The organism is Christiangramia sp. LLG6405-1 (assembly GCF_045055805.1).
GTDB lineage: Bacteria > Bacteroidota > Bacteroidia > Flavobacteriales > Flavobacteriaceae > Christiangramia.
In genome coordinates this window covers 3,008,852-3,031,607 of record NZ_CP159330.1, presented here as the reverse complement: position 1 = coordinate 3,031,607, position 22,756 = coordinate 3,008,852, and the positions used below count along the sequence as shown (strand labels likewise).

The 22,756-nt window shown below is 30.7% G+C and carries 27 protein-coding genes; all 27 read right to left on the bottom strand.

Annotation, left to right across the window (positions count from 1 at the left end):
• Positions 1-82: 82 nt before the first annotated feature.
• Positions 83-565, bottom strand: a complete 483-nt coding sequence (locus tag ABVM50_RS14015; RefSeq protein ID WP_405199136.1) for a GNAT family N-acetyltransferase — start codon at positions 563-565, stop codon at positions 83-85.
• Between the two features lie 151 nt (positions 566-716).
• Positions 717-1,115, bottom strand: coding sequence for a hypothetical protein (locus ABVM50_RS14010; protein ID WP_405199135.1), 399 nt, complete (start codon positions 1,113-1,115; stop codon positions 717-719).
• Between the two features lie 235 nt (positions 1,116-1,350).
• The gene (locus ABVM50_RS14005; RefSeq protein WP_405199134.1) at positions 1,351-2,037 is read right to left on the bottom strand and encodes a hypothetical protein; all 687 of its coding nucleotides are present in this window, start codon (positions 2,035-2,037) and stop codon (positions 1,351-1,353) included.
• Between the two features lie 280 nt (positions 2,038-2,317).
• Positions 2,318-2,776, bottom strand: coding sequence for a hypothetical protein (locus tag ABVM50_RS14000; RefSeq protein ID WP_405199133.1), 459 nt, complete (start codon positions 2,774-2,776; stop codon positions 2,318-2,320).
• A 161-nt stretch (positions 2,777-2,937) separates the two neighbouring features.
• Positions 2,938-3,510, bottom strand: a complete 573-nt coding sequence (locus tag ABVM50_RS13995) for a hypothetical protein (protein WP_405199132.1) — start codon at positions 3,508-3,510, stop codon at positions 2,938-2,940.
• A 325-nt stretch (positions 3,511-3,835) separates the two neighbouring features.
• Positions 3,836-4,288: a hypothetical protein gene (locus ABVM50_RS13990; RefSeq protein WP_405199131.1), complete on the bottom strand. Its 453-nt coding sequence runs from the start codon at positions 4,286-4,288 to the stop codon at positions 3,836-3,838.
• 149 nt (positions 4,289-4,437) lie between these two features.
• Positions 4,438-4,977, bottom strand: coding sequence for a hypothetical protein (locus ABVM50_RS13985; protein ID WP_405199130.1), 540 nt, complete (start codon positions 4,975-4,977; stop codon positions 4,438-4,440).
• Positions 4,978-5,168: 191 nt separating this feature from the next.
• Entirely contained in the window at positions 5,169-5,960 is a 792-nt protein-coding gene (locus ABVM50_RS13980; protein WP_405199129.1) for a hypothetical protein, read from the bottom strand.
• A 709-nt stretch (positions 5,961-6,669) separates the two neighbouring features.
• Entirely contained in the window at positions 6,670-7,023 is a 354-nt protein-coding gene (locus tag ABVM50_RS13975) for a hypothetical protein (RefSeq protein ID WP_405199128.1), read from the bottom strand.
• A 513-nt stretch (positions 7,024-7,536) separates the two neighbouring features.
• The gene (locus tag ABVM50_RS13970) at positions 7,537-7,935 is read right to left on the bottom strand and encodes a hypothetical protein (RefSeq protein ID WP_405199127.1); all 399 of its coding nucleotides are present in this window, start codon (positions 7,933-7,935) and stop codon (positions 7,537-7,539) included.
• A gap of 7 nt (positions 7,936-7,942) precedes the next feature.
• A complete protein-coding gene (locus tag ABVM50_RS13965; protein ID WP_405199126.1) occupies positions 7,943-8,734 on the bottom strand; it encodes a hypothetical protein in 792 nt (263 codons plus the stop codon).
• 163 nt (positions 8,735-8,897) lie between these two features.
• Positions 8,898-9,620 (bottom strand): carboxypeptidase-like regulatory domain-containing protein, encoded by a 723-nt coding sequence (locus ABVM50_RS13960; protein WP_405199125.1) that lies wholly within the window; start codon positions 9,618-9,620, stop codon positions 8,898-8,900.
• A gap of 197 nt (positions 9,621-9,817) precedes the next feature.
• Complete coding sequence (locus tag ABVM50_RS13955) at positions 9,818-10,207, bottom strand: hypothetical protein (RefSeq protein ID WP_405199124.1); 390 nt, start codon at positions 10,205-10,207, stop codon at positions 9,818-9,820.
• Between the two features lie 346 nt (positions 10,208-10,553).
• Complete coding sequence (locus ABVM50_RS13950) at positions 10,554-11,849, bottom strand: erythromycin esterase family protein (RefSeq protein ID WP_405199123.1); 1,296 nt, start codon at positions 11,847-11,849, stop codon at positions 10,554-10,556.
• Between the two features lie 167 nt (positions 11,850-12,016).
• Positions 12,017-12,976 carry a hypothetical protein gene (locus ABVM50_RS13945; protein WP_405199122.1) on the bottom strand — a complete coding sequence of 320 codons (960 nt, stop codon included), beginning with the start codon at positions 12,974-12,976 and terminating at the stop codon, positions 12,017-12,019.
• Between the two features lie 162 nt (positions 12,977-13,138).
• The gene (locus ABVM50_RS13940; protein WP_405199121.1) at positions 13,139-14,164 is read right to left on the bottom strand and encodes a hypothetical protein; all 1,026 of its coding nucleotides are present in this window, start codon (positions 14,162-14,164) and stop codon (positions 13,139-13,141) included.
• A gap of 249 nt (positions 14,165-14,413) precedes the next feature.
• Positions 14,414-14,593: a hypothetical protein gene (locus tag ABVM50_RS13935; protein WP_405199120.1), complete on the bottom strand. Its 180-nt coding sequence runs from the start codon at positions 14,591-14,593 to the stop codon at positions 14,414-14,416.
• A 452-nt stretch (positions 14,594-15,045) separates the two neighbouring features.
• Positions 15,046-15,486, bottom strand: a complete 441-nt coding sequence (locus ABVM50_RS13930) for a UPF0158 family protein (RefSeq protein ID WP_405199119.1) — start codon at positions 15,484-15,486, stop codon at positions 15,046-15,048.
• Between the two features lie 49 nt (positions 15,487-15,535).
• Positions 15,536-15,886, bottom strand: a complete 351-nt coding sequence (locus ABVM50_RS13925; protein WP_405199118.1) for a DUF3024 domain-containing protein — start codon at positions 15,884-15,886, stop codon at positions 15,536-15,538.
• A gap of 140 nt (positions 15,887-16,026) precedes the next feature.
• Entirely contained in the window at positions 16,027-16,467 is a 441-nt protein-coding gene (locus ABVM50_RS13920) for a hypothetical protein (protein WP_405199117.1), read from the bottom strand.
• Between the two features lie 699 nt (positions 16,468-17,166).
• Complete coding sequence (locus ABVM50_RS13915) at positions 17,167-17,859, bottom strand: hypothetical protein (RefSeq protein WP_405199116.1); 693 nt, start codon at positions 17,857-17,859, stop codon at positions 17,167-17,169.
• Between the two features lie 191 nt (positions 17,860-18,050).
• On the bottom strand, positions 18,051-18,632 hold the full coding sequence (locus tag ABVM50_RS13910) for an outer membrane beta-barrel protein (protein ID WP_405199115.1): 582 nt from the start codon (positions 18,630-18,632) through the stop codon (positions 18,051-18,053).
• Positions 18,633-18,850: 218 nt separating this feature from the next.
• Positions 18,851-19,432 (bottom strand): outer membrane beta-barrel protein, encoded by a 582-nt coding sequence (locus ABVM50_RS13905; protein WP_405199114.1) that lies wholly within the window; start codon positions 19,430-19,432, stop codon positions 18,851-18,853.
• 227 nt (positions 19,433-19,659) lie between these two features.
• Positions 19,660-20,310 carry a hypothetical protein gene (locus ABVM50_RS13900; protein WP_405199113.1) on the bottom strand — a complete coding sequence of 217 codons (651 nt, stop codon included), beginning with the start codon at positions 20,308-20,310 and terminating at the stop codon, positions 19,660-19,662.
• Positions 20,311-20,953: 643 nt separating this feature from the next.
• The gene (locus tag ABVM50_RS13895) at positions 20,954-21,388 is read right to left on the bottom strand and encodes a hypothetical protein (protein WP_405199112.1); all 435 of its coding nucleotides are present in this window, start codon (positions 21,386-21,388) and stop codon (positions 20,954-20,956) included.
• A 43-nt stretch (positions 21,389-21,431) separates the two neighbouring features.
• Entirely contained in the window at positions 21,432-21,620 is a 189-nt protein-coding gene (locus tag ABVM50_RS13890) for a hypothetical protein (protein ID WP_405199111.1), read from the bottom strand.
• Positions 21,621-21,699: 79 nt separating this feature from the next.
• Positions 21,700-22,605, bottom strand: a complete 906-nt coding sequence (locus ABVM50_RS13885; protein WP_405199110.1) for a hypothetical protein — start codon at positions 22,603-22,605, stop codon at positions 21,700-21,702.
• Between the last annotated feature and the right edge of the window lie 151 nt (positions 22,606-22,756).

Below are 22,756 nucleotides of genomic sequence, written 5' to 3'. Positions count from 1 at the left end.
TAGGGGACGCGAATCTGTCGGCTTAGTATGGTTTGTTGGTCAAGATAAATAATTCCTTATTAACGGTGCCGCTTATTGGCGATTAACCGTTGTTGTAACCAGTTTTGGACCACTTAATTTTAATAGCACTTAATCGGTTAGTTTCTAGTTTAGTTTCTTCTAATATTTGAAATCCCTGTTTTTTATAAAAGTCAGTTGGGGATTTATAAGGTTGTCCATTCGTTTTTATATAATTGTCTGAATTTATTACCCATCCCTTTAATTCTTCATTGGCTTCTTTAGCCATATTTAATATTTGCGTTCCGAACTTTTTTCCTTGGATTTTAGAGTTTAGAATTGCCAGGAACCATCTTTCTTGATCTCTTATAAAGTCAGAATACCAACCCTCAATTTTACCATTATCATCAATTAGAAGTATGTGATTCTGATCTTCAAGCTTACTTAAGTATTCATTAAATTCCGCAATATCATTGTATTTTAGATTCCGTGGATACTCATTATTCCACAGTTCGAATATTTCCTGCTTTTGACCTGAAGTCAGTTTCTTTCTTTTAATAAATCTCACTGTGAAAATTGGTTACAACGGTCTCGGTTATCGCCAGTTGGAGGAGTAAGGGACGCGGAGTTGTCAGTTTAGTATTGGTTCGTTGGTCAAGTTAATTATTTTCTTTCTAACGCTGCCGGCTATTGGCGATTAACCGTTGTTGTTGCAAGTTTTATTTCACGGACTTTTGATCTTTTCTATAAACTAGGATTTTACCTTGATTTTTTGTCATCAATGAGAAAATTCCATTTTCATCATAATTTATACCTTCTATGTAGGCACAGGAGGAAATTCCATTTTGATCTATTATTTTTAAAAAGAAATCTTTGTTGGAGAGCTTCTCTCCATCACAGTCTTTAGTAATTTCATATTTGTCGGATGATATTGATCCATTTTCATCAGATCTTTCTAAAGTTCCGTCTTTAAAAAAAGTTAATTTGTCTTCAACGCTGTTTTCTAGATGCCAAGAGCCGATAATCTGTTTTCCTAATTCATCTTTTGTCTGATAATCTTGGGCGCAAGCAATGTTTGTAAGAAGTAATAATAGAACAGTAATTTTAAGAAATTTCATAAGTAAGTTAGAATTGAATTAATTGGTTAAATATTTTAGATAAGATTGAGTGGAGTCCGTTTTATTATTATACGTTATATTTTATTGATTGGAAAACGAATCGCACTAATAAAATTTGCTACAACGGTCTCGGTTATCGCCAGTTGGCGGAGTAGGGGACGCGGTTTTGTCGGCTTAGTTTTGGTTTGTTGGTCAAGTTAATTATTTTCTTTCTTTCACTACCGCTTATTGGCGATTAACCGTTGTTGGCAATAGTTTTTTTACTCTTTCTGCCATAGAAAATACTAGATACTAGGATTAAGCTACTTAGAACTACATTTAATACATAATTATAAATTGGTTCACCATATATCAAAGGAATAAAAGAGAATACCTTTGAAAGGAATAGTGCGAATAAATAGCTAATTCCACCTAGAACTATAAATCCACCGATCATTGCTCCTAATTGTTTTCGATCAGTCAATAAGACAAATGGAAACATTAGGATAAAGATACCTGCTGTAATTAAAATCCACCAGGCGGAGGTTAAAAAATGTATTGTAGGATTACGTTTATGTTCCAAAGCTAAATTGGTTATTTCGCCATCATTTTCTATTTCGTTTGTTTCATTTTGTGAAGTTTCGAAATTTAAATTTGTCAAATAATTATATGTATAATCTTTTAAAGTCTTATGTTCAAGGATCTCACTTCTTATGGTTAAAACCTTATTTCTTTCTTTGTCACTTAATGATTTATCCTGTATTACTGAGGAAATTTGATTCAGTTGATTTATTTTCTGTGAACTATTATAATAATATGAAAAGCTGAAAAGATTATCTAATAAAAATATTAATGCTACTACTAATATTACTAGAATCGCTTTTGATGATAATTTTCTTGTTTTATCCGTTAGGAAATGAACTATAGGAGAAAAAATATCCATTATTAAAAATCAGTATTTAACATTAGTTCGTGTAATTAACTTAACAATTCAATTCTATAGTTTAAAATTTCTTGAGCTTATACTTAAGTTTATTATTGTCGAAAACTATATTTAATAATCCAATTTATAGAATTTCCTTTAAGTTCTTCTACAATATTTCTCAGTTCTTCGTTCAATTCTTTTGCACATTCAATCTTTAGTTCAAAATCATATAAAGTTGGTTCTTTTAGTTGATCGTAATAAGCACAAGTCAATAGATGTTCTTTGATTTCATTATTAGTTACACTTTTTTTATCAAGGTGTATTTTATCCGATTAATAAAATTTGCAATTTTATCAGATGTCATTTGGCTTTTGAGAAATTCAATCGTATACGTTATTTCTATTAACAAACTATGGGTCTTTGTTTTATAGGAAGCTTGTAATAACGTTTCAGGGTTAAGACTTTTTAAAATGTCAGAATTAAACATTGGCATATAATCTAATTTTCTACGATCATTTTCTCTATTTCTATTAGGAGCGTATTTTGAGAAATTTTCTACTAGGTCAATGCCAATTTTTATATCCTCTAAGTACTTCCCACATTTTGGAATAGCAATAGATTCAAAATAATTTAGTAGAATTTTCCTAGTCCTATTTAGTTTGAATGCAGTCGTAATTCTACCATAAGTTCCGGTAAGAAAAATTCCTATTATAGATCCTAAAAATCCAATGAAAAGTGTGTTTATATCTAAGCTCATTTAAAAATTATTGCCAACGGTCTCGGTTATCGCCAGTTGGCGGAGTAGGGGACGCGGATCTGTCGGCTTAGTATTGGTTTGTTGGTCAAGTTAATTATTTTCTTACTAACGGTGCCGCTTATTGGCGATTAACCGATGTTGTGATGACGTTTTTATAGTTCTCAATTTAATTCAATTGCACTAGCCTTATCTGATCTTACTTTCCAAACATCTCCATATACGTTTTTGTAAGTAATTTCAATTATTGCTTTTTTAGAATTGATAGAATCTTTAAAGTCAGAATTGAAGTGGAAGTCAAATGTTTCTCCTAGACTCAAAGAAATCGAATCGGTTTTTTTTGCAACTAAAATAATTTTATCATTTACAGGAATAATTCTTCCTTCAAAAAGCTTATCAATATAGATTACTTCACTTTTATTAAAATTATCTGCCTTCTGAATATATTCATAAGGATCAACATTATATTCTTTCCCATCATTTTCAACACTAATACTTTGAATAAATGCAGGTCCTAGTCCTTGATTAATAATGAATATTGATTCTCCAGTTATTCCTTTTGCCGTATTTATATTGTAACCGACCATTATACTTGGGAAAACAGATGCTTTTTGTTCTTTTCTAATTAAGTCTGTTTGATAAAAAATAAGAATCAGAGTAGCTAAGCTAATAATCATAGCTGAAATACTTAGAACTTTATCGGAATTGATATTGGTCCATTTTTCTGATAATTTCATTTTTTGTGCTTAATTATTCATAAACTTAATGAATTTTTCTTTGTGTAAAAATGCATCACAACGGTCTCGGTTATCGCCAGTCGGCGGAATAAGGGACGCGGATTTGTCGGCTTAGTATTGGTTTGTTGGCCAAGTTAATTATGTTCTTTTTAAAGCTGCCGCTTATTGGCGATTAACCGTTGTTGTGAGCTGTACTTTTTTACGATTATTTTTTTAAGGTAGAATCATTTGATAATTTTTTTAAATACGATTCCTAAATTATTTCAAGAAATTTCTGCTCTAAAATTGAAATTAAGTTTTGTTCTGTACCATAATCTTGATTGATTTAATTTAAGTAGTATTCATTTGAAAATCTAACTATCCATTTACCATTTTCATCAATAAATAGATATATGATTTTATAAGTTTTGTCAATTTTAATATCGAAACAAGTTCCTTTTTGAATTGACTCAACTTTTAATACAGGAGTTTTAAAATCATTTTGATAATTGTATCCGAAAGTTCTATCAATATTATGAGAATCCGCTCCAATCTTCACGTATTCATCAAATACTAATTTGTCATTTACGTACCCTTTGATTCTCTCATCGAAATTAGATAAAAATATAACTTGGAAATAATGTGATTTCTTGTCAGCTCGAGGGTCTTTATCTTTTCGATTTTCCCTTTGAATAGTTAGATCTCCGTTACAAGATATGTTAGTGACTAATTTCTCGGATGTTTTACAGGATAAAACTGAGAATAGTAAAATAAATAATATGTTTCTAAAATCTTTCAAAAAGTATTGCTCACAACGGTCTCGGTTATCGCAAGTTGCGGGAGTAGGGACGCGGACTTGTCGGATTAACCATTTTCTTTCCTGGTTTCTAAAATTACACTTTTTCGACAAAACCCGTTATTTGCGATGAACCGATGTTGTAAAGCGTTTTAGTATTGCATTTGGTTGATCTGTTCTAAAAACAGTAAATTAATTTCATCGTTGTATTTTTTATTTAAACTTCCTCTTTTTCCTTTACCATTTTCCAATATCAGAGTGTCATTTTCGCTTTTTGGGAATGGGAATCTTCCCGCCCAGTTTGTGAAGCTTTTCAATTCAATTAAAATCTTTTGATGTTTTTCTAGAATTGGAATTTTATAGTGTTCAATAATTTTGAAAAAATTATGTCCGTCTTTATGACCTCCCCATCTTTTCATAAATTGACCATAATTTTCTATAGTTCCATTTTTTATTTCTTCTTTTTCAATATATAATCCTCTACCTTTCATTAGTATTTCTACACTTACTGCATATAGAAGCATTGTTGAATTATATAATCCAATGCATATAGTTCTTATTTCATCATTTTGTGGTTCTTCTATGAATGATAGAAATAATTTTAAATTTTCATCAGCTGCTATTTTTAAACTTTTTGCATGTTCAATATAAGTTGAATAATGTAGAGATTGTCTAATGTCGAAATCACTCATAATATTATTATTTAAAATAAAAAAAGCTTCTATAAAATGCTTTACAACGGTCTCGGTTAACACAAGTTGCGGGAGTAGGGATGCGAACTTGTCGGTTTAAGTAATTTCTTACTTAGGATACTAAATTACACTTTTTCGATAAAACCCGTTATTTGTGATAACCGTTGTTGTGCACAGTTATTTGTACATTATTATTTTATTTTTTCTTCATATCCATTGGGAGTTAATTTTGCACTAATAATCGGTTTTCCACAATCTGGAACCATAGCGGCAAATCTTTGATAGTCACAGGTAAATTCAACTAAAAAGTTAGTATAATCAACTGCATCCTCTAATGATAGAAGTTCATATTGACCTTGAATTGGAGGAAGACTACCATTTTGAGTAACTAAGTGTGAGATGAATTCGGTTCTTCCTATCCAACATCCGCCAAATGGTGAGGTACCAGTTTTATTATTCCATTTTTTTATCAAACCACTGTCATCTTTTGTCCCGTTTACCATTGGAGTTCCAGAAAATACAGTAACAGAATCTATTCTTGGTTTGGATACATCTCCTTCATCATAACCCGCCAGTATAAATTCTACAGTCATAATTTGAGAAGCATCTTTTAATTCTTCAACTTCTAAATGAGTTTTCATTTCGTTCTTTAGCTCATCTATAAGATGCCCCATAATTGAATCAAAGTCATTTTTACCTTTGTAACTATTTTCAAATGACTTAAAAATAGAATACGTTGTTTTTTGGTTCAATAATGCAGCTCCAGCTACACAGATCGCATAGTCAGTATTTTCAATTTTAAATTTGAATAATTTCCTAGCCATTTTTGACCAAGAAATAGGTTGGTTAATTGGAGTTTCTAATTTTACAATTCTTCCCGTTCCAGCTTCTTTAACTTCAGTAATAGTTTGATTCCATGTTGTTTGGCTGTCTGCAGCCAATGCAATACCATCAGGAACTGCGATTGCAATACAAATTGACATAAATTTGGTTTTTAGTTAGTATTTAGATTATAATTGTGCACAACGGTCTCGAATAATCGTCAGTTGTGGTTGAAGGTATACGGATTTGTCGGCTTAGGTTTTTGTTTCTTGGTTTCTAAAAATACTATTTTATTTTAAATGGCCACAATTGCGAATATTCTTTGTTATACACTGGTGCGACAGAGCCGAGTGAGAACCTCAGATAAGCCACTGTCGGGAATACTCTGACTTTTATGAAAAATCTTGCTCGTTTTGTCATAATTATTGCGTCCGAGTAAGCGTCCGTTTCTTGGTACTAAGCTTCTTATTGATAAAGTTCTTAGTAGCTAATTCGTTTTGAGCAGCTACCAAAAGCTTCTTTACTTATTAAATTTCGCTGAAAGATCTTTTAGAATTTACGATAGAACCAGGATTTTCTAAGTTTACGATTTACAAAAGATTCTTAGTTGAGAATTATCAATTGAAGCTTTCAAAATTCGAATTTTTCAGATTGGATTTTTATTGTTTTAAGTAGCTAAAATCGTTGCGGAGCACTTGTGTATAACGGTCTCGGCTATCGCAAGTTGCGGGAGTTGGGACACAGAGTTGTCGGTTTATTGGTTTTCTTTCCTGGTTTCTAAAATTACACTTTTTCGGCAATACCCGTTATTTGCGATGAGCCGTTGTTATATACTGTGGCGACATTTACAATTTTAAATTTGAACTCTTTTTAGTTTTTCAAAAGTGTTTCGATTATGAACTTAAGAAGTTGATATAAAGCTATTCCTAAAACCCCTCCAATTATTATCGAGGGAAATAATTGTTTAAAGCTCAATTTTAATACTTTAGTATCTACAAGATCTCCATTTTTATAAACTTTAAGTTTTATCTCTTTCATATCAAATTGCTTGTAACTTGATATTATTGAAAAATCGTCTTCTTTTATTTTAAAGTTGTGATCTGTTCCAGAAAGAGAATATTTATTTGATTTTTCTTGTCCGTTAACAATTATTTTTTCTCTTCCAAATATGGAATTGATAAATTTAATTTGGTTGGATTCAATTTTAAATATTGTGTTTATCATTATTTAATGAGAATTTTTTCCACCCATCTATTTCAGCTTCAAGAGTGAAGTCTAAAATACTAATACAATTATTAAAAATAGTTTAGTAACCAAAGAGGCCTGCTTTGAAATGCTCCCAGTCTGAAAATATAGTACTGAATATTAAGAATGCAATTACGAATGTGATTAGAAAAATTAGGAGATGAGTGTTTTTTGATTTTAATATTTTAGCCATTGTCGTTTTAATTTAATGTCTTTGATTGTATTCTAATCGTTTATATAAATTTATTTCAACTCTTATTTATAAGTTATTAGTTGATTTTTTAGAAAAACGTTACATTTTAATCAAATTTTGACCCTTAAAAGTTTGATTTTCGTTTGGAGCCATTGTATATAACGGTCCCGGCTATCGCAAGTTGCGGGAGTAAGGACGTGGATTTGTCGGATTAGTTGTTTTAATAATTGGTCTCTAAAATAGCCATTTTCAGCAAACTACCCGTTATTTGCGATGAGCCGTTGTTAGCTGCTGTGCTTTTAAAAAACATATATTAATAAAACTAATACTAGGAAAACAAAGGCATAAAGTGGCCAAATAGTATGTGATAATGCAGCTCTAAGAGTAGCCATTATTCCCACATCGTATTCATCAACGCTCATATTGAAATCAATTTCATTTTCTTTTTTTATTCTCACATCATTATACAAGTCTCTATAGCTTCTTTCTAGTTTTAGAAAAACAGCATTTATATACCAGAATACAGGTATGGCCAAATAAATTATAAGAATAAAATTTTGATTGTTCTTTTTGTCAGATAAGACAAATATCGCTGAAATTAAAGTTATTAACCAGCCCTTTATTATTGATGAATTGGAACTCATTCTATTTATAGTATGTTGAATGAACTCTAGATGTTTTAATTTCTTTTCTTCCATATATTAGTTACACATAAAATTTAGAATCTATTGGACTTAATTTGTAAAGTTTATCCAAGGCTTCTTCTGGCGAATTGAATGTATTTGTCATTAAACTTTTAATATGATTGAGGGTAATTTTGTTTAAATGTGATAATTCCATTTCATATTCTACGGTCAACTGTGATTTTACACTTTCACTGAGCTGAATTTTTTCTGAATAAAGTCTGGTTTCCGGTTTTAGTCTTTTTGGTGTAGTTTTTCTCACAATTTGAGAAGTTGATATTTCTGAAAAAATCCAAGGGGAAAAAGTTGTACTTCCCACTGTTTCTTTAGCATTAATTGAGTTTGGTGTATTTAAGAACAATAAACATTCTGTATTATCAATCATCTTATTCAAGGCAGAAGAAAGCATTAAATGGACGTGACTAGTCGAAAAATTTCTTTTTTCGTAGATATATATTTCTCTGGCATTATCCCAACAATACTTGTCATCTAAAATTTTTAATAGGGAATTTGAATTTCCCCAAATGCAAGAATCAATGAACGTCACAAGTCCAAACTCTTGATATAATATTCCCGCCAATGTTATAGCCTTTTCTTCATCTTTGTGGGAATGAGATAGAAAAATGTGAGCATCAATTGAAGGAAACCAATCTGATATTACCTTATTCCCATTTATTATACCATCGTATTCAATAATATCTTCAATTCTTTCTAAAACTTTTTTGCCTATATCCTTGTAAATTTCAAGTCCTTTAGCAAAGTATTTTTCTTTATTTAAATTTTCTGGAATTACCAGGTTAAATCCTCTATACATATTTATCTTTTAAGTTCAATTTGCGTGAAGCATTGCAGCTAACGGTCTCGGTTATCGCCAGTTGGCGGAGTGAGGGACGCGGATTTGTCGGATTAGGTTTTAATTGTTGGTTAATTTAATTATTTTCTTACTAACGCTACCGCTTATTGGCGATTAACCGTTGTTAGTTGCAGGTTTTATGGTTCGAAAATAAGTTATGAAAAAAATATCCCACCTTATCGAAAACGTTACGCTTTTGAACTATTGTAATTCCACCTAATGGTGTATTGTCTTCGATCAATTGTACGTTGAAAAACTTATTATTTCTAAAGAATCTTATCTCTTTCATTTCAAAACCGACAAAAGAGAAAATTAGGAAATTTTTTTCTCCTAGTTTTTCAGCAGGAATTTTCAAATTGAATTGTCCCTCTAAGTTAGTTTGTGTTCCAATCCTTGAATCTTTTAAAATGACATTGGTTCCAGGTATTGCTTGGCCGTCTGAATCAGTAACTTTCCCTTTAATTGTAATTGAATCTTGAACCTTCTTAATAGGTAATATACTTTTCCATTCCGTTCTATCCGTTTGCTCAAATGTTGGTTTAGTTGAATTAGCAGTTACTGGCTGGTTCAAACCAATTATGGAACTAAGACCTATGAAAAAAGCAAATTTGGAAAAATATTGATTACCTAATTGATTTGACTCAATTTTGTTTTCTAAATGGGACGGATGTAATTTACCACATACCTCTCCATTTTTTTCGATTTTTTCAAAAATTTCATTCTTACTGTATCCAGTGAAATCAATAACTTCTTTTTTACATTTATCACAAAATTTATTTCCATCAAGGCGTCTCATTGATTGCCAGGCTTGATCACAAGGGTTAATTACTTCAATTCTTCTTTGCATAAATTCTGAATTCAGTTTTGTTTAAAACTTGCAACTAACGGTCTCGGTTATCGCCAGTTGGCGGAGTGCGGGACGCGGCTTTGTCGGCTTAGTATTGGTTTGTTGGTCAAGATAATTATTTTCTTATTAACAGGGCCGCTTATTGGCGATTAACCGTTGTTACCTGCTGTGGTGACATTTCTAATCTTGAAATAAGTCTATTTGTATTTTTTGACATTGAAGACAATGATATAGTATAGAAGAATTGCTATCATTAATTCGAATCCGTCTTCTATTTGATAGCGACCGTCCCAAAATAATATTTCTTGTATAGAATGAATCAGTAAAATAAAACCACCGAATATAACTGCTCCTCTTAATTCTTGAACTCTTAAATTCTGAATTTTTTGTGTTTCATTCTTGTCTTTAGAAAAAGTTATTATAAGCAAGGATATTAAAACTATATCCTTTATAATCCAGGACATTCTAGCTTGTTCAAGCTGCACTAAATCTGCAAGAGGAATTTTTAGAATGAAAGCAAGAATGCTAATTATAAAAATCACAAAAGCGATTAATTTATATTGATTCGGGAGCAATCTATCATTCATTTTTGGAGTTCTTTTAATGATTTATAAAAGTCGGATTCTTCGAGCATCAATATGCTATTATATAAATATTAACTGTCCGAATTCTAAACTATAAACACAATTATTACATGGGATTTTTGCTACTTATAAGTATCCGAATTTTAGATTTGTTACTTTATTTTTGTTTCAATTTTGTTCTTAATTGATATTTTTCTTCTGGAACCATTGCAGGTAACGGTCTCGGTTATCGCCAGTTGGCGGAGTAAGGGACGCGGATTTGTCGGCTTAGTATTGGTTTGTTGGTCAAGATAATTATTTCTTTCAAACGGTACCGCTTATTGGCGATGAACCGATGTTGTGCAAAGTTTTATAGACTCTCTAGATTATAATCTGGCACAGAAATCTTTTTTACAAAAATTAATGCATCATACATTTCTGAAATCTTTTTCGGTATTAAATGAAAATCTTTAGGATTATATCCTGGCCCTCCTAAAATTAATTGTTTCTCTTTTTTATTAAAGAAATCAATTTCATCGTCTTGCGAAAGTTTATTTATATCTAGAAAAAAGATATTCGCATTCGCTTCAAATAGCGTTTTTGAATATGTTCTTCTGAAAGGTTTATCGATGGTAAAAATTTCCCAATGATGTGGTTTGTTTTTTTCTGCTACATATCCTAACAAATTGCCTACTCCGAAATCGAATCCTACGCTGTAGTAATCATTATGATACCGTTCATTTAAATGTGCTCCTAGACTAGTCCAACCGCTTCCGTATGAAATTCTTTCAAGATTATTTATATGTTCATTATGTGCCCAAATAAAAGCTTTCCCGTTTTTAGTAAGGCTATCAATAATATGTTCAGCATTTTCAAACATTTTCAAATCTCGAACATTACTACCATTATTTTGAACATAATAGGTGTAGTCCATTAAATAGTCTAAAGATCTAAGAACATCCCTAGTTTCTTGATGTGAATTACTTGAAGATTTTATCTCAGAATCTACAATTACATTCTTGATTTTTTGCAGTTCTGGGTTATGCTTATCCGCCCAATCAGATGGAGAGTTGTATTTAACTTTTTTATTTACACATCTATCTAGTAACGAAAGTAAATTTTCATCAATTAAAATATTATGCGCTTTTGCAAACTCACGGATTTTAATATTAATGCCTTGAACATTTTGAATATCAATACCATAAAAACGAATTTGATCTTCTCTAGGTTTATTCAAATTATAACTTCTCATCCATATTAAAAGATTCGCAACTTCTTGTGTCCGCCATGGGAGAATGCTGAAATTTTCTGCGATAGTATTTATATCTCCTTTTCCTCCACTTATCCACTCATTAATTGCCGACTCTGCTGGATAAGATTCTTCCATCAAAAAAGCCTTTACATTTTTATTGAAGACTAAGTATTTAAAGAATTTTGCCTTTATATTAAAAAATTCCTTACCGTGATGAGTTGCTTCTCCAAATCCGAATATTTTCGCGTTTTCAAATTTGTCAGGAATATTACCAATGAAATTTTCTGGAGAAGAATTAGGGTTTGAATCTTCAATTTTTATTAAATTTTCGTTTATCCAATTAACTGTGTTTTTGTTTTGAGAATAACTTCTTGTAGTTGTTAGAAATAAAATTACAATTAAGAGATATCTCATTATTAGTCCGGCTTTTCATTAAAATTTTGCACAACGGTTACGGTTATCGCAAGTTGCGGGAGTAGGGACGCGGACTTGTCGGCTTAACCATTTTCTTTTCTGGTTTCTAAAATTACACTTTTTCGATTGAACCCGTTATTTGCGATGAACCGATGTTGGTTGCTGTTTTAATCCAAAATGTTTCTTTTACTGTCAGGATAAAAATTTGTCATTATATCACTCCAAAGTTCACTAACATCATTTTTGTAAGAATGTCCCGTATTATATATTCCTGATAAATCTCTTTTTAAAGGGTATTCTCCATAATATTCAACCTCTTTTCGTTTATATTTTTCGATAATTTCTTTTGATTCTCTAACAATTTTTTCCGTACCAAGTTCTACACTTTTTCTATCATTTATAAACTCAGAACTATAATATTGCATAACGCCTAATGAGTGTGGTTTTTTAGTCAAATAAAATTTCAAATTTTCAACTATCCTTATAGCTTTGGGACGATTGAAATTTTCCAATATTAAAACGGAATAGATTAGTCCCTTTATTAGATCACAGTCAGTTTTTTCATTTATAATATCGCCGTACTTATCTTTAAAACTTTGATATTTTTCTTTTAAATATCTATCCTTTCTTATTTGTGTTCCGTTTGAAGATAGATTGATGTTATTAAATGTTTGATATAAAAATATTATTATAATAATCCATAGCTCATTAGCTAAAGTCTCAAAATCTGGAAGAATATTCCTTTTGTCACTTAACAGTTTTATATATACAAAATAAGAGAACGCAATTATTAAGATCCAATATAAAATTTGTTGTTTCCAGTTTAATAGTAATCCTCTTCCTGTTATTAGATTAAATAATAGTCTAAAGGTTAAATAGTAAATACTTACTAGGTAAAAATCTTTTACTAAATAATCTAGTTTAAAACTGTATAGAATAGCCGATGCTATTATTAAATAAATAATTGGTGTCAATACTCTTAGTAAAAAATTGAATGCAGGAGCATCTTCTTTTCTTGCAAATACTGACATTGAAATATAGCCAATGGAATACGAATGTTTACCTATCCAATTGATTATAAAAAATAAAAGGACTCCAAGCCCAAATTGTGTTAAGATTATTAGCAAAATCTATTTTTTAAAATTGCAACCAACGGTCCCGGCTATCGCAAGTTGCGGGAGTAAGGACGCGGATTTGTCGGATTAGTTATTTTCTTTCCTGGTTTCTAAAATTACACTTTTTCCGTAATACCCGTTATTTGCGATGAGCCGTTGTTGGCAATTGGCTCCTTAACTAATCTCTCTTTCAATATGATTAATTAGCATTTTGAAATGTGGTGAATTTTGATCTATTAAGCCTTCTTTTGATTTTCTTTTAAGGAGTTCTTTTAAATCTTCTAATTTCTTTTCGAACTCTGAATTTTTGAAAACATAGTAAAATAGATCTAACTCTGTATTTTGCAAATAACCGACTGAAGCATTTACTTTTAAATCTATATATTCTCTCCACTTTGTAATTGAAGATTTAAACAATTCTATATCAAAGGTTTCCTTCTCGTTTAATGAAATAATTTCTTCTGAAATTGAATCAATTTCTTCACTTAATGACAAGTTTCGCTTTCTTGAATTTTCACCTAATTCTTGGAGTGATAATGGCGGAGTAGCATCATCAAAGGTTGATGTATAAATAGAACTATGACTGAGAAATAGTACTGAATTTTTCCAAAGATTTTTTATTTTTTCAAGATTCAAATCAATATTAAAAGCGTATTCATGGCAAATAATATTTCTTAACCTAAAAACTTCATCCAGGGATTTGATGATTTCACCGAATTTATCTTTCAGAATATTCTCGATATTTAGGTTTTCATCTTTATTCACTTTCTGATATTCGAAACCTTTAAGTTCATTTAGAAAATCTTTTTTTAAAAGAGTTGATAATACTTGATTTGCATCATTAAGATTATTGAATGAAAAAAGGTGACTAATTAATTCTCCAAGTGTAAATTTATTTTCTTTTAAAGCTTTTAAAGTCCTAACATCAAATTTTATATTTTTTGTTTTAGTAAGCGTCTCTATTTCTGATAGTGAAACTTTTTCATTATCAATTAAATCTATAATAACCTCTCTAAAATGGGATTGAAATAATGCAACTATTTGAACAGGAATGAAATTAATCATCTCTTGAGAGTTATTATTTTCTATATTATCAATTGTTTCTTCTATCTGTCTAACTTTAACTGGTAAATTTCCTGAAGAAAATAGACTATGTCTTTCTTTAGCATCAGTAATTTCTTCAATTATATTTCTTCGCATATTGTAGGGGCTTATTGCCAACGGTCTCGGCTATCGCAAGTTGCGGGAGTAAAGACGCGGATTTGTCGGATTAGTTATTTTCTTTCCTGGTTTCTAAAATTAAATTTTTTCGATAAAACCCGTTATTTGCGATGAGCCGTTGTTGCTAACTGTGCCCTTACGGAATTAGATTCTTTAAATTCTGGTTTTTAATTGATTTTTTCTAGATCCGAATTGCTAAACACTTTTTTGTTATCGATGCTTATCTTATTAATATAAACTTTTATTCTTTTTAGGGGTTAAGCTTTTTACTACAAAAATCAGAACTATTCCCACCACAATAAAAAAGGCGATATTCTCATATTTTTCACTCATATAATTATTTGGGATATATGATAATGCAAATCCGATTATTATACCTAGAACTATTCCTATAGTTTTTTTATTCATTCCATCGTTTTTAAGTTGTTATTGAACCTGAATCACAATTTAACGTCATAGGATTTTAATTTCTAATTTAAAATTAAATAAACTCCGTAACAGAAAAATAAAATAAGAGATCCAATAATTTTGACTTTAAAGTATTTTCTAGTTTCGTCATTTTTTTGAATTTTAAAATATTCTTTTATTTGAAAATATAACCATATCGTACTGATTATTAGAATTAAAACTCCAATGAGAAATTCATATTCTTTCATTTAAATCTGTATTGAGCTTATCGAAGTTTTCTTTAATTCAGAAATCATCTTCTTTTTGAAATTTTTCTGGGCATTGTTTGCAACGGTCTCGGTTATCGCCAGTTGGCGGAGTAAGGGACGCGGATTTGTCGGCTTAGTATTGGTTTGTTGGTCAAGTTAATTATTTTCTTACTAACGCTGCCGCTTATTGGCGATGAACCGTTGTTATATGCCGGCGTTTTTGCGTTCTATCGTATTGATAACTATTTTTTCAATTTCTTTTTGTTTAAACTTAAACCATTGTTCTCTATATTCTGAATTGTCAATTAAATTCTTGAAATTTTGAAAAGGTTTTCTTCTGTTTAAAGCTTGATCTAATTTTTCTGCAAATTCATCATTCTCGACCTGATTTTTAAAATCCTCCATTATTCTAAATGATTCAAAACTTTCTAAAACTTCAAATTTTATCAAATCTTTTTTCTGTGATTCTATTTTTTTAAAATCATCCTGGAACATTTCTTTATAATAATCTTCACCAGCTGTCTCCATTAAGTCCGCATTAGGAAGGCAGATTAATTCTTTAGTTTTTTGATTAAAATAGCACTCATTTCCACAATCGAGTTCTTGTGCTATTTCGTTTATAATATTTTGATCAGGTTTATTCATAAAAATCATTCAAATTTATGTTCTTGAATGAATGGCAATTTCACTTTTATTATCCAAAGAAGCAACCGTGTTTATCTTCTTTTATAGTAGCTAATATTTCTTCTAAATTTGTTGCAGTAGGTTTAGGCTCGTAAGGATCCCAACTGCCACTTGCTCTGAACCAGAATATTTTCCAGAAATTTTGATTCTTATAATATCTTATTTTTGCGAATGGCAATTTTTGATTTTCTTTTGGATTATCCCATTTTGGTCTTATTTGATATAATTCAACTACTTTAACTTTGCTATGATAAGAATATCCAATATCAACTTGTTTTCTAATCTCTTCGTCAATAGGACGTAAAGCTTCTACAAACTTTTTTATTGTTGATTCGTTTATGTCAATTATATCTTTTTTCATAAAAATCTTCTCTAAAACGCTTGCATATAACGGTCTCGATTATCGCAAGTCACGGGAGTGAGGACGCGGATTTGTCGGCTTACCGTTTTTCTTTATTGATTTCTAAATTACTCTTTTTCCAGGATGCCCGTTATTTGCGATTAATCGTTGTTAGGTGCTGGCGGCTTCGTCAGATTTTTTAGTGTATTTAAAGTTGTCATAATTACGATTGCAGCTTTTCCAGTTTGAATTTGAAAATTTTGATTCTTGTTTTTAGAGTCAATAGTTGTGAACTGTTTTAATTGTGGATTTCCAATTTCACCTTTAAAATTCCCAAAATCATAACTATTTATGTCTTGGAATTTTACCGTTCTTTTAATCGAATTATTTTCTTCTATAATTCTTCTTGTTGTTATTATAGTTTTAGAATATTTGTCAGTAATCTCTAAAATTGGAATCTCATTTTCGAACAAATCAAAATCAGTTTTAATTTTTTCCGGATTATCAATATTGAATTTAGTGTATTTCCAATCCGTTTCTTTTGGCTGTAAACGATTTATAGCTGCTTTTGTATTGTTATATATTGATTTGTCTGATTTCATTCTTTGTTACAATCGCTATCCGCTTTCACCTAACGGTCTCGGTTAACACAAGTTGCGGGTGTAGGGACGCGGACTTGTCGGCTAAGTTATTTTCTTGTTAGGAGACTAAATTACACTTTTTCGATAAAACCCGTTATTTGTGATTAACCGATGTTGGCAGCTGTACATTAGAGTAATCTTTCTATTTCTTGTTTTATTTCTATTGCTCTATCTTTAGAAATCAAAATTTTCCGTGTCTTCCTTTCAAGTTTAATTTTCAGATAAACTTTATTTTTTTCCAATGCGACTTTATGAATTGAAACTTTTCTGATCTCATTTATGTTGATAGAATTCCTATTAGTTCGGAAAAAGTATTCCCGAATAAAGAAACACAGTACTAATAGTGATAGAAATACTGCGATTATTAAATCATAGTTTTCTTTAGATTTTAGGTATGTATTCCAATAGAAGATAGATTGTAACCCTAAGACTACAAACATAAAAATTAACCAGTGAGAAGTAATCTTTTGTTGTTCGTCAATCTTTAATTGATTTGAATTAATGAATACATTATTCTGCATATTCGGTTTTTTCCATTTGTACTTTACTCAATCTTTCTGTATTGCTGCCAACGGTTTCGGTTATCGCCAGTTGGCGGAGTAAGGGACGCGGATTTGTCGGCTTAGTATTAGTTTGTTGGTCAAGTTTATTATTTTCTTTCTAAGGCTGCCGGCTATTGGCGATTAACCGTTGTTGTAAAACGTTTTTATCTCGAAACTTTTTAAAATAACTAAAATCAACCACCTTATCTTTTAAATTTTCCGTTATCATAGTTTTGTAAAGATTAAAATTTAGATCGATGACTAAACTATTTTCTGGTTTTACTTTAAGTTCATAATGATCATTTATCAGAAAGTTTATTTCAGTTTTGCTTTTTGGAAATTTTAATTCAACTTCATTTTCAAAATTTGTGTTCAGATTAATCTTATTGTTATCTGAACTAATATCAACACCATAAACTGAATTTTCGAGATTATTTTCAGGATAATTATTGATTCTAAATTTAAGCATTATAGAATCTCTATCTTTATAGCCAGATAATGTCGTTATATTAGAACTATCGAGTGATTTCACATTAGTTTCAAAATTTATTTTTAAACTACCATTGTTTAAAGAATATTCCCCAAAACCGCTTGTCATAATTTCATATAACTTAGTTCCGCAAAATTGATTTTTTGGTAATTTTTGTAAGTTATCTGAATATGGTGAGTGTTGATTGTATTCTATATAGGAAATTTCATTTTTGGCCAGAATAGTTATTACAGTCAATTTATCCTCTGATAAATAAGTTCCATCTTCGATTGAATTTTGTGAAAATCCTTGAAATGAAATTAAAAATATTAAAAGGAGCATTAAATTTTGGACGTATCTCATTCTTAAAAATGTTTTACAACGGTCTCGGTTATCGCCAGTTGGCGGAGTTAGGGACGCGGATTTGTCGGCTTAGTATATTATTGTTGGTTAAGTTAATTGTTTTCTTACTTAAGCTACCGCTTATTGGCGATTAACCGATGTTGGCTATAGTTATTTGTAAACTTTTCTAATTAGAATCTATAACCTAAACCAATTTGAATTCCAAGTTCTGTCAATTTTTGATGGTTATTCGATTTCTCAAATGGGATTAAAGAATGTTTTTTAAAGTTCGGGTTGATAAATATCGTGAAATCTTGAATATCATACTGTCCACCAATACCGAAAACGTAACCAATTCCGTCCTGAGAGTCAATACTATTTTGAGTGATTTGAAAATCTATCAGAGCACCACCATTGATGAAAAAGTATTTCCACATTGTATAATTAACCATTATTGGAACTGAAACTAATTCAAAGTTTTCATCTCTAACCTCTCTGGTTTCACCAGTGAATGCTGGTTTAATCAATATCGTAGAATTGTGGTAATTAACACCCGTTTCAAGAGCAATATTTTCGTTTATATGCTTCAAGTATTTTATTCCGAATTCGGATAGATCCTTAATTTCTGAACTTCCAGATCCAACTAGAATTTCATTTCGTAAAAACTCGCTACTAGAAGCTCCGTAGTAAATTCTTAATTCATTTTGCGCTTGACCGAAGGAGTCGAGAGAAAGAATTAGTAGTGAACAGATTAATAGATATTTATTGATCATCTAAACATTTTTATACATTGATGCGTAAAGTTATTGAACTCAGGATTTCGTTAAATAATTATAGCCAACGGTCTCGGTTATCGCCAGTTGGCGGAGTAGGGGACGCGGATTTGTCGGCTTAGGATTGGTTTGTTGGTCAAGTTAATTATTTTCTTTCTACGTTACCGCTTATTGGCGATTAACCGATGTTGGCTATAGTTATTTGTAAACTTTTCTCATTAGAATTTATAACCTAAACCAATTTGAATTCCAAGTTCTGTCAATTTTTGATGGTGATTTGATTTCTCAAATGGGATTAAAGAATGTTTTTCAAAGTTCGGGTTGATGAATAAAGTAAAATCTTGAATGTCATATTGACCACCAATACCAAAAGCGTAACCAATTCCGTCTTGCGAGTCAGTACTATTTTGAGTCATTTGAAAATCTATCAGAGCGCCACCATTGATGAAAAAGTATTTCCACAATGTATAATTAACCATTATCGGAACTGAAATTAATTCAAAGTTTTCATTTCTAACCTCTCTGTTTTCACCAGTGAATGCTGGTTTAATGGATATTGTAGAATTGTGGTAATTAACACCTGTCTCGAGAGCAATATTTTCGTTTAAATGCTTCAAGTATTTTATACCAAATTCGGATAGATCTTTAACTTCTGAACTTCCAGTTCCAATGAGACTTTCATTTCGTAAAAACTCGCTATTAGAAGCTCCATAGTAAAATCTTAATTCATTTTGCGCTTGACCGAAGGAGTCTAGAGAAAGGATTAGTAGTGAAAAGATTAATAGATATTTATTGATCATCTAAACGGTGTTTATTCTTTGTTGCGTTAAGTTATTGAACTCAGGATCTCGTTAAATAATTATAGCCAACGGTCCCGGTTATCGCCAGTTGGCGGAGTAAGGAACGCGGATTTGTCGGCATAGTATTGGTTTGTTGGTCAAGTTAATTATTTTCTTTCTAACGCTGCCGGCTATTGGCGATTAACCGTTGTTGCCTAGCGTTTTGTTTACAAATTCTCTATTGATCTTTATTTTGGTAAAGAAGGCGGTGGAGGAGGTGGCGGTAAATTTGTTATATCAAAATGTTCAAATAATACATTGTATTCGAAAAAGTTATTCTTCTGATTGGAGTTTATTTTTTCAAAATTTTGTACTATTTCTTTTAAAACCTTTTTTATTTTCTTGATGTTTTGATTCTTGTCTATATATAAATGAACTAAAGCAGGTTTTAGAACTTGTTCGTTATATTTGAAATTATATGGTTTAGAGATTATATTGTTTAATTCAATTCCTAAATCTTCAATTGGAATTTTCTCTTGATTAAATAAGTCGGTTACAATTGAGTCATTTTTTATCATAATAATGTTTCTACTAAAATAACACACTACGATATTAGATGTTGGACACTCAGAAGATCCAGTTAAAAAGTACTCTTTATCATCTATAGTAAAACTTAGTCCGGCCATTATACCATTACATGTAAATTCACCCATTTTAGAAGTTAATTCCTGAAAATTTTGACAAGAATCTATATTTATAATTCTGAAGTTTTCTTCATTTTTTAGTTCTTCAAAGCGTTTAGAATATATTTTCTGAGTCTCGGGTTCCTTTTGCTCTTGGTATGATTCGCAACTACTAAAAGTCAACACGGGAGTTAATATGTATAGAATTTTTTTCATCAAAATGCTTGGCAACGTTATCGAATAGGAACAGTAGGGGATTCTATATACGGATTTGTCAGATTAGCTTTCTGTTTGTTGATGATATAAATATACAGTTTAATTTATTTCCCCTATTGTTCTTATTCGTTGTTATGTGCAGTGTAGCGGCATTTTGCGAAAAATGCTGCGAACGGCGTTCGACAGACCTGACCCTCGGGCCATCCCGCTTCAACCGTTTAGAATAGCGTTTATCCTTAGGATAGGCGACGTTCTGGAACGGGGAGCAAACAGCAGGAAAACAAAAAATGAGTGGAAACCCTACTTTACTTATTGCTTTTTTTCTTGTTCCTTTACAGCGAGTTTGCAGCTATCGCTTCTAAAAGCTAGCTTTTCTCCGCTAGCCGCAAGCAAACTCGCTACAAACACAGCGGTTCCACGATTTTTTTGGTCCTTAGCTTCTACCTGTTTGCTTGATGCTGAGAGCTCGCCAGGACTGGCGAATGGCATATAACGGTCCCGGCTATCGCAAGTTGCGGGAGTAAGGACGCGTATTTGTCGGCTTAGTGGTTTAATAATTGGTCTCTAAAAAAAAACATTTTCACTAGACTACTCGTTATTTGCGATGAGCCGTTGTTGTGTGCAGTTTTTTGTATGATTTTTTTTAAAAGTTCAAATAATATAACGTTCCAATGAAAATAGAACCAATAAGGTAAATAAATCCTATTGTAATTTTAAGTCCATTCTCCCATTTTATATATTTTCTAGTTCCTTTTCTATAGGTTTCTTCCATAGTTTGAAAATAGTCAGCCTTATAAATGCTTTTTTTTCTTGCTAGTTCATTAGATATAATTGACATGATTAAGGGAATTATAAATAGTGAGGTACAAATCGATAATGGTAATAAAAACGATACATTCTCTAAACTTTTATATAGTTCTAAACATGTATATAGTCCTACACCAGAAATAACGAAAAAAATTATATATGTTCTTCGTTCGTAAAAAGTTGCATCTTGATGATAATGAATTATTAGTTCGTTTTTTAAATCACTAAGTCTTTTCTTTTCAAAATCTTCATCTGAATTCTCCTCTTTCATAAATTTCTTTAGGGTTTTTAGAAACTATTTATTTTCAAACTTCTTATTGTTGACAGAGTATATATGTTAAAAATACAAAGCCTACATTTTGGTTTGTTGTTGCCGGTATAATTTCTTTAATACCCCAACCTGCTTCTAAAAGTTCATTCAATTTTGGGAATTGGAACTCTTTGTACTCTGTTTCTCTATCCATAATTGAACTCATCTTTACTGTTAATGTTCTATACTGCATAATTTTCAATTTAATTTTGTTAAATATATAAGTTAAAATCTCGATTTGGAATAACACACTTCCATAATTGTGTTTACTCTTAGTTTAAGAGCTCATTTATGTTATTTTCCCAACCATCCCGATGTATTATTCTTTCTCGTTGAAGATCATTGTCCAAAATTTCCTTTTTTGATAGTTGAGATATTTCTTCCCAATCTTGATCAAAAACATAAGTAGCATTCCCAGTTCTAATGCTTTCTAATATGTAAATGTCTTTATCAGGGAATCCAAATACTAGATAGTCATTAAAACCTCCATTTCCAACAGCAACGAAATTTGGAGTATGATCTGTAATTGTTTCTAATCTATAGTTAGCGACAGGCTGGTTACCTCTTGGTTGCCTTTCAATAATATCTATAACTTCTTCTTGAACTCTTTCCCAAGGATATTCTCCTGGAGGTAGTAATTTCCAATTTAATCTAACTGTGTTTGGAGATATAGGAGGTATTAATTCATCCGTTAATATATCGCACTCGCCAAAAATTTCTAAAAATAAATTTATAATATGTTTGATCTTCTCTTCACCATCACTTCTATTTAATGATTCGGATATGATCAGTTTGGATTCTTCTTGTTCTGCTATTTTAAGTTCTGAACTAGGTGGCGCAACAAATTCACGAGGATATCGTTCTCGGCTTATATACACAATTTTAGAATGTGTATTTCCTCCCCAATCTTCCCATGTCCATTCTCTAGTTTGAACGTATTCTTCCTTTTCTTGATCCTTTAAAATATTATATTTTCCTTCACTATTATAATCTGAAATAGGACCTATAGATTTTGGTAAAATTTGCTCGTCAACTCTCAAATCTGGCGTAAATCCTATTTCTAATAGTTTGTTTTGATGTTCTTCAAAATTTAATAGACCTAAGTAGAAGTTATCATTTTCAGGAATTAATTTTAAGTAAGGATTAATATTTCTTACTCTTCTTTTTTTAATATGCATTATAATTTATTTAGAATTAATCTAAACAAATATACTAACGGTTTAGGATATAAAATAATTTAATAGAGATTGTTTTCAACTAAATTATTAACAATCAGAATTTTGTATAAAATTGCACACAACGGTCCCGGTTACCGCAAGTTGCGGGAGT

Bases quoted from the DNA above. Each gene is read 5' to 3' on its own strand.
- ABVM50_RS13965 (WP_405199126.1), bottom strand. From the start codon at position 8,734: ATGTATAGAGGATTTAACCTGGTAATTCCAGAAAATTTAAATAAAGAA.
- ABVM50_RS13995 (WP_405199132.1), bottom strand. From the start codon at position 3,510: ATGAAATTATCAGAAAAATGGACCAATATCAATTCCGATAAAGTTCTA.
- ABVM50_RS13975 (WP_405199128.1), bottom strand. From the start codon at position 7,023: ATGATAAACACAATATTTAAAATTGAATCCAACCAAATTAAATTTATC.
- ABVM50_RS13980 (WP_405199129.1), bottom strand. From the start codon at position 5,960: ATGTCAATTTGTATTGCAATCGCAGTTCCTGATGGTATTGCATTGGCT.
- ABVM50_RS13935 (WP_405199120.1), bottom strand. From the start codon at position 14,593: ATGAATAAAAAAACTATAGGAATAGTTCTAGGTATAATAATCGGATTT.
- ABVM50_RS13925 (WP_405199118.1), bottom strand. From the start codon at position 15,886: ATGAAAAAAGATATAATTGACATAAACGAATCAACAATAAAAAAGTTT.
- ABVM50_RS14000 (WP_405199133.1), bottom strand. From the start codon at position 2,776: ATGAGCTTAGATATAAACACACTTTTCATTGGATTTTTAGGATCTATA.
- ABVM50_RS14010 (WP_405199135.1), bottom strand. From the start codon at position 1,115: ATGAAATTTCTTAAAATTACTGTTCTATTATTACTTCTTACAAACATT.
- ABVM50_RS13920 (WP_405199117.1), bottom strand. From the start codon at position 16,467: ATGAAATCAGACAAATCAATATATAACAATACAAAAGCAGCTATAAAT.
- ABVM50_RS13940 (WP_405199121.1), bottom strand. From the start codon at position 14,164: ATGCGAAGAAATATAATTGAAGAAATTACTGATGCTAAAGAAAGACAT.
- ABVM50_RS13985 (WP_405199130.1), bottom strand. From the start codon at position 4,977: ATGAGTGATTTCGACATTAGACAATCTCTACATTATTCAACTTATATT.
- ABVM50_RS13910 (WP_405199115.1), bottom strand. From the start codon at position 18,632: ATGATCAATAAATATCTATTAATCTGTTCACTACTAATTCTTTCTCTC.
- ABVM50_RS13890 (WP_405199111.1), bottom strand. From the start codon at position 21,620: ATGCAGTATAGAACATTAACAGTAAAGATGAGTTCAATTATGGATAGA.
- ABVM50_RS13885 (WP_405199110.1), bottom strand. From the start codon at position 22,605: ATGCATATTAAAAAAAGAAGAGTAAGAAATATTAATCCTTACTTAAAA.
- ABVM50_RS13905 (WP_405199114.1), bottom strand. From the start codon at position 19,432: ATGATCAATAAATATCTATTAATCTTTTCACTACTAATCCTTTCTCTA.
- ABVM50_RS13900 (WP_405199113.1), bottom strand. From the start codon at position 20,310: ATGAAAAAAATTCTATACATATTAACTCCCGTGTTGACTTTTAGTAGT.
- ABVM50_RS13970 (WP_405199127.1), bottom strand. From the start codon at position 7,935: ATGGAAGAAAAGAAATTAAAACATCTAGAGTTCATTCAACATACTATA.
- ABVM50_RS13915 (WP_405199116.1), bottom strand. From the start codon at position 17,859: ATGCTCCTTTTAATATTTTTAATTTCATTTCAAGGATTTTCACAAAAT.
- ABVM50_RS13955 (WP_405199124.1), bottom strand. From the start codon at position 10,207: ATGAATGATAGATTGCTCCCGAATCAATATAAATTAATCGCTTTTGTG.
- ABVM50_RS13930 (WP_405199119.1), bottom strand. From the start codon at position 15,486: ATGAATAAACCTGATCAAAATATTATAAACGAAATAGCACAAGAACTC.
- ABVM50_RS14005 (WP_405199134.1), bottom strand. From the start codon at position 2,037: ATGGATATTTTTTCTCCTATAGTTCATTTCCTAACGGATAAAACAAGA.
- ABVM50_RS13895 (WP_405199112.1), bottom strand. From the start codon at position 21,388: ATGAAAGAGGAGAATTCAGATGAAGATTTTGAAAAGAAAAGACTTAGT.
- ABVM50_RS13950 (WP_405199123.1), bottom strand. From the start codon at position 11,849: ATGAGATATCTCTTAATTGTAATTTTATTTCTAACAACTACAAGAAGT.
- ABVM50_RS13960 (WP_405199125.1), bottom strand. From the start codon at position 9,620: ATGCAAAGAAGAATTGAAGTAATTAACCCTTGTGATCAAGCCTGGCAA.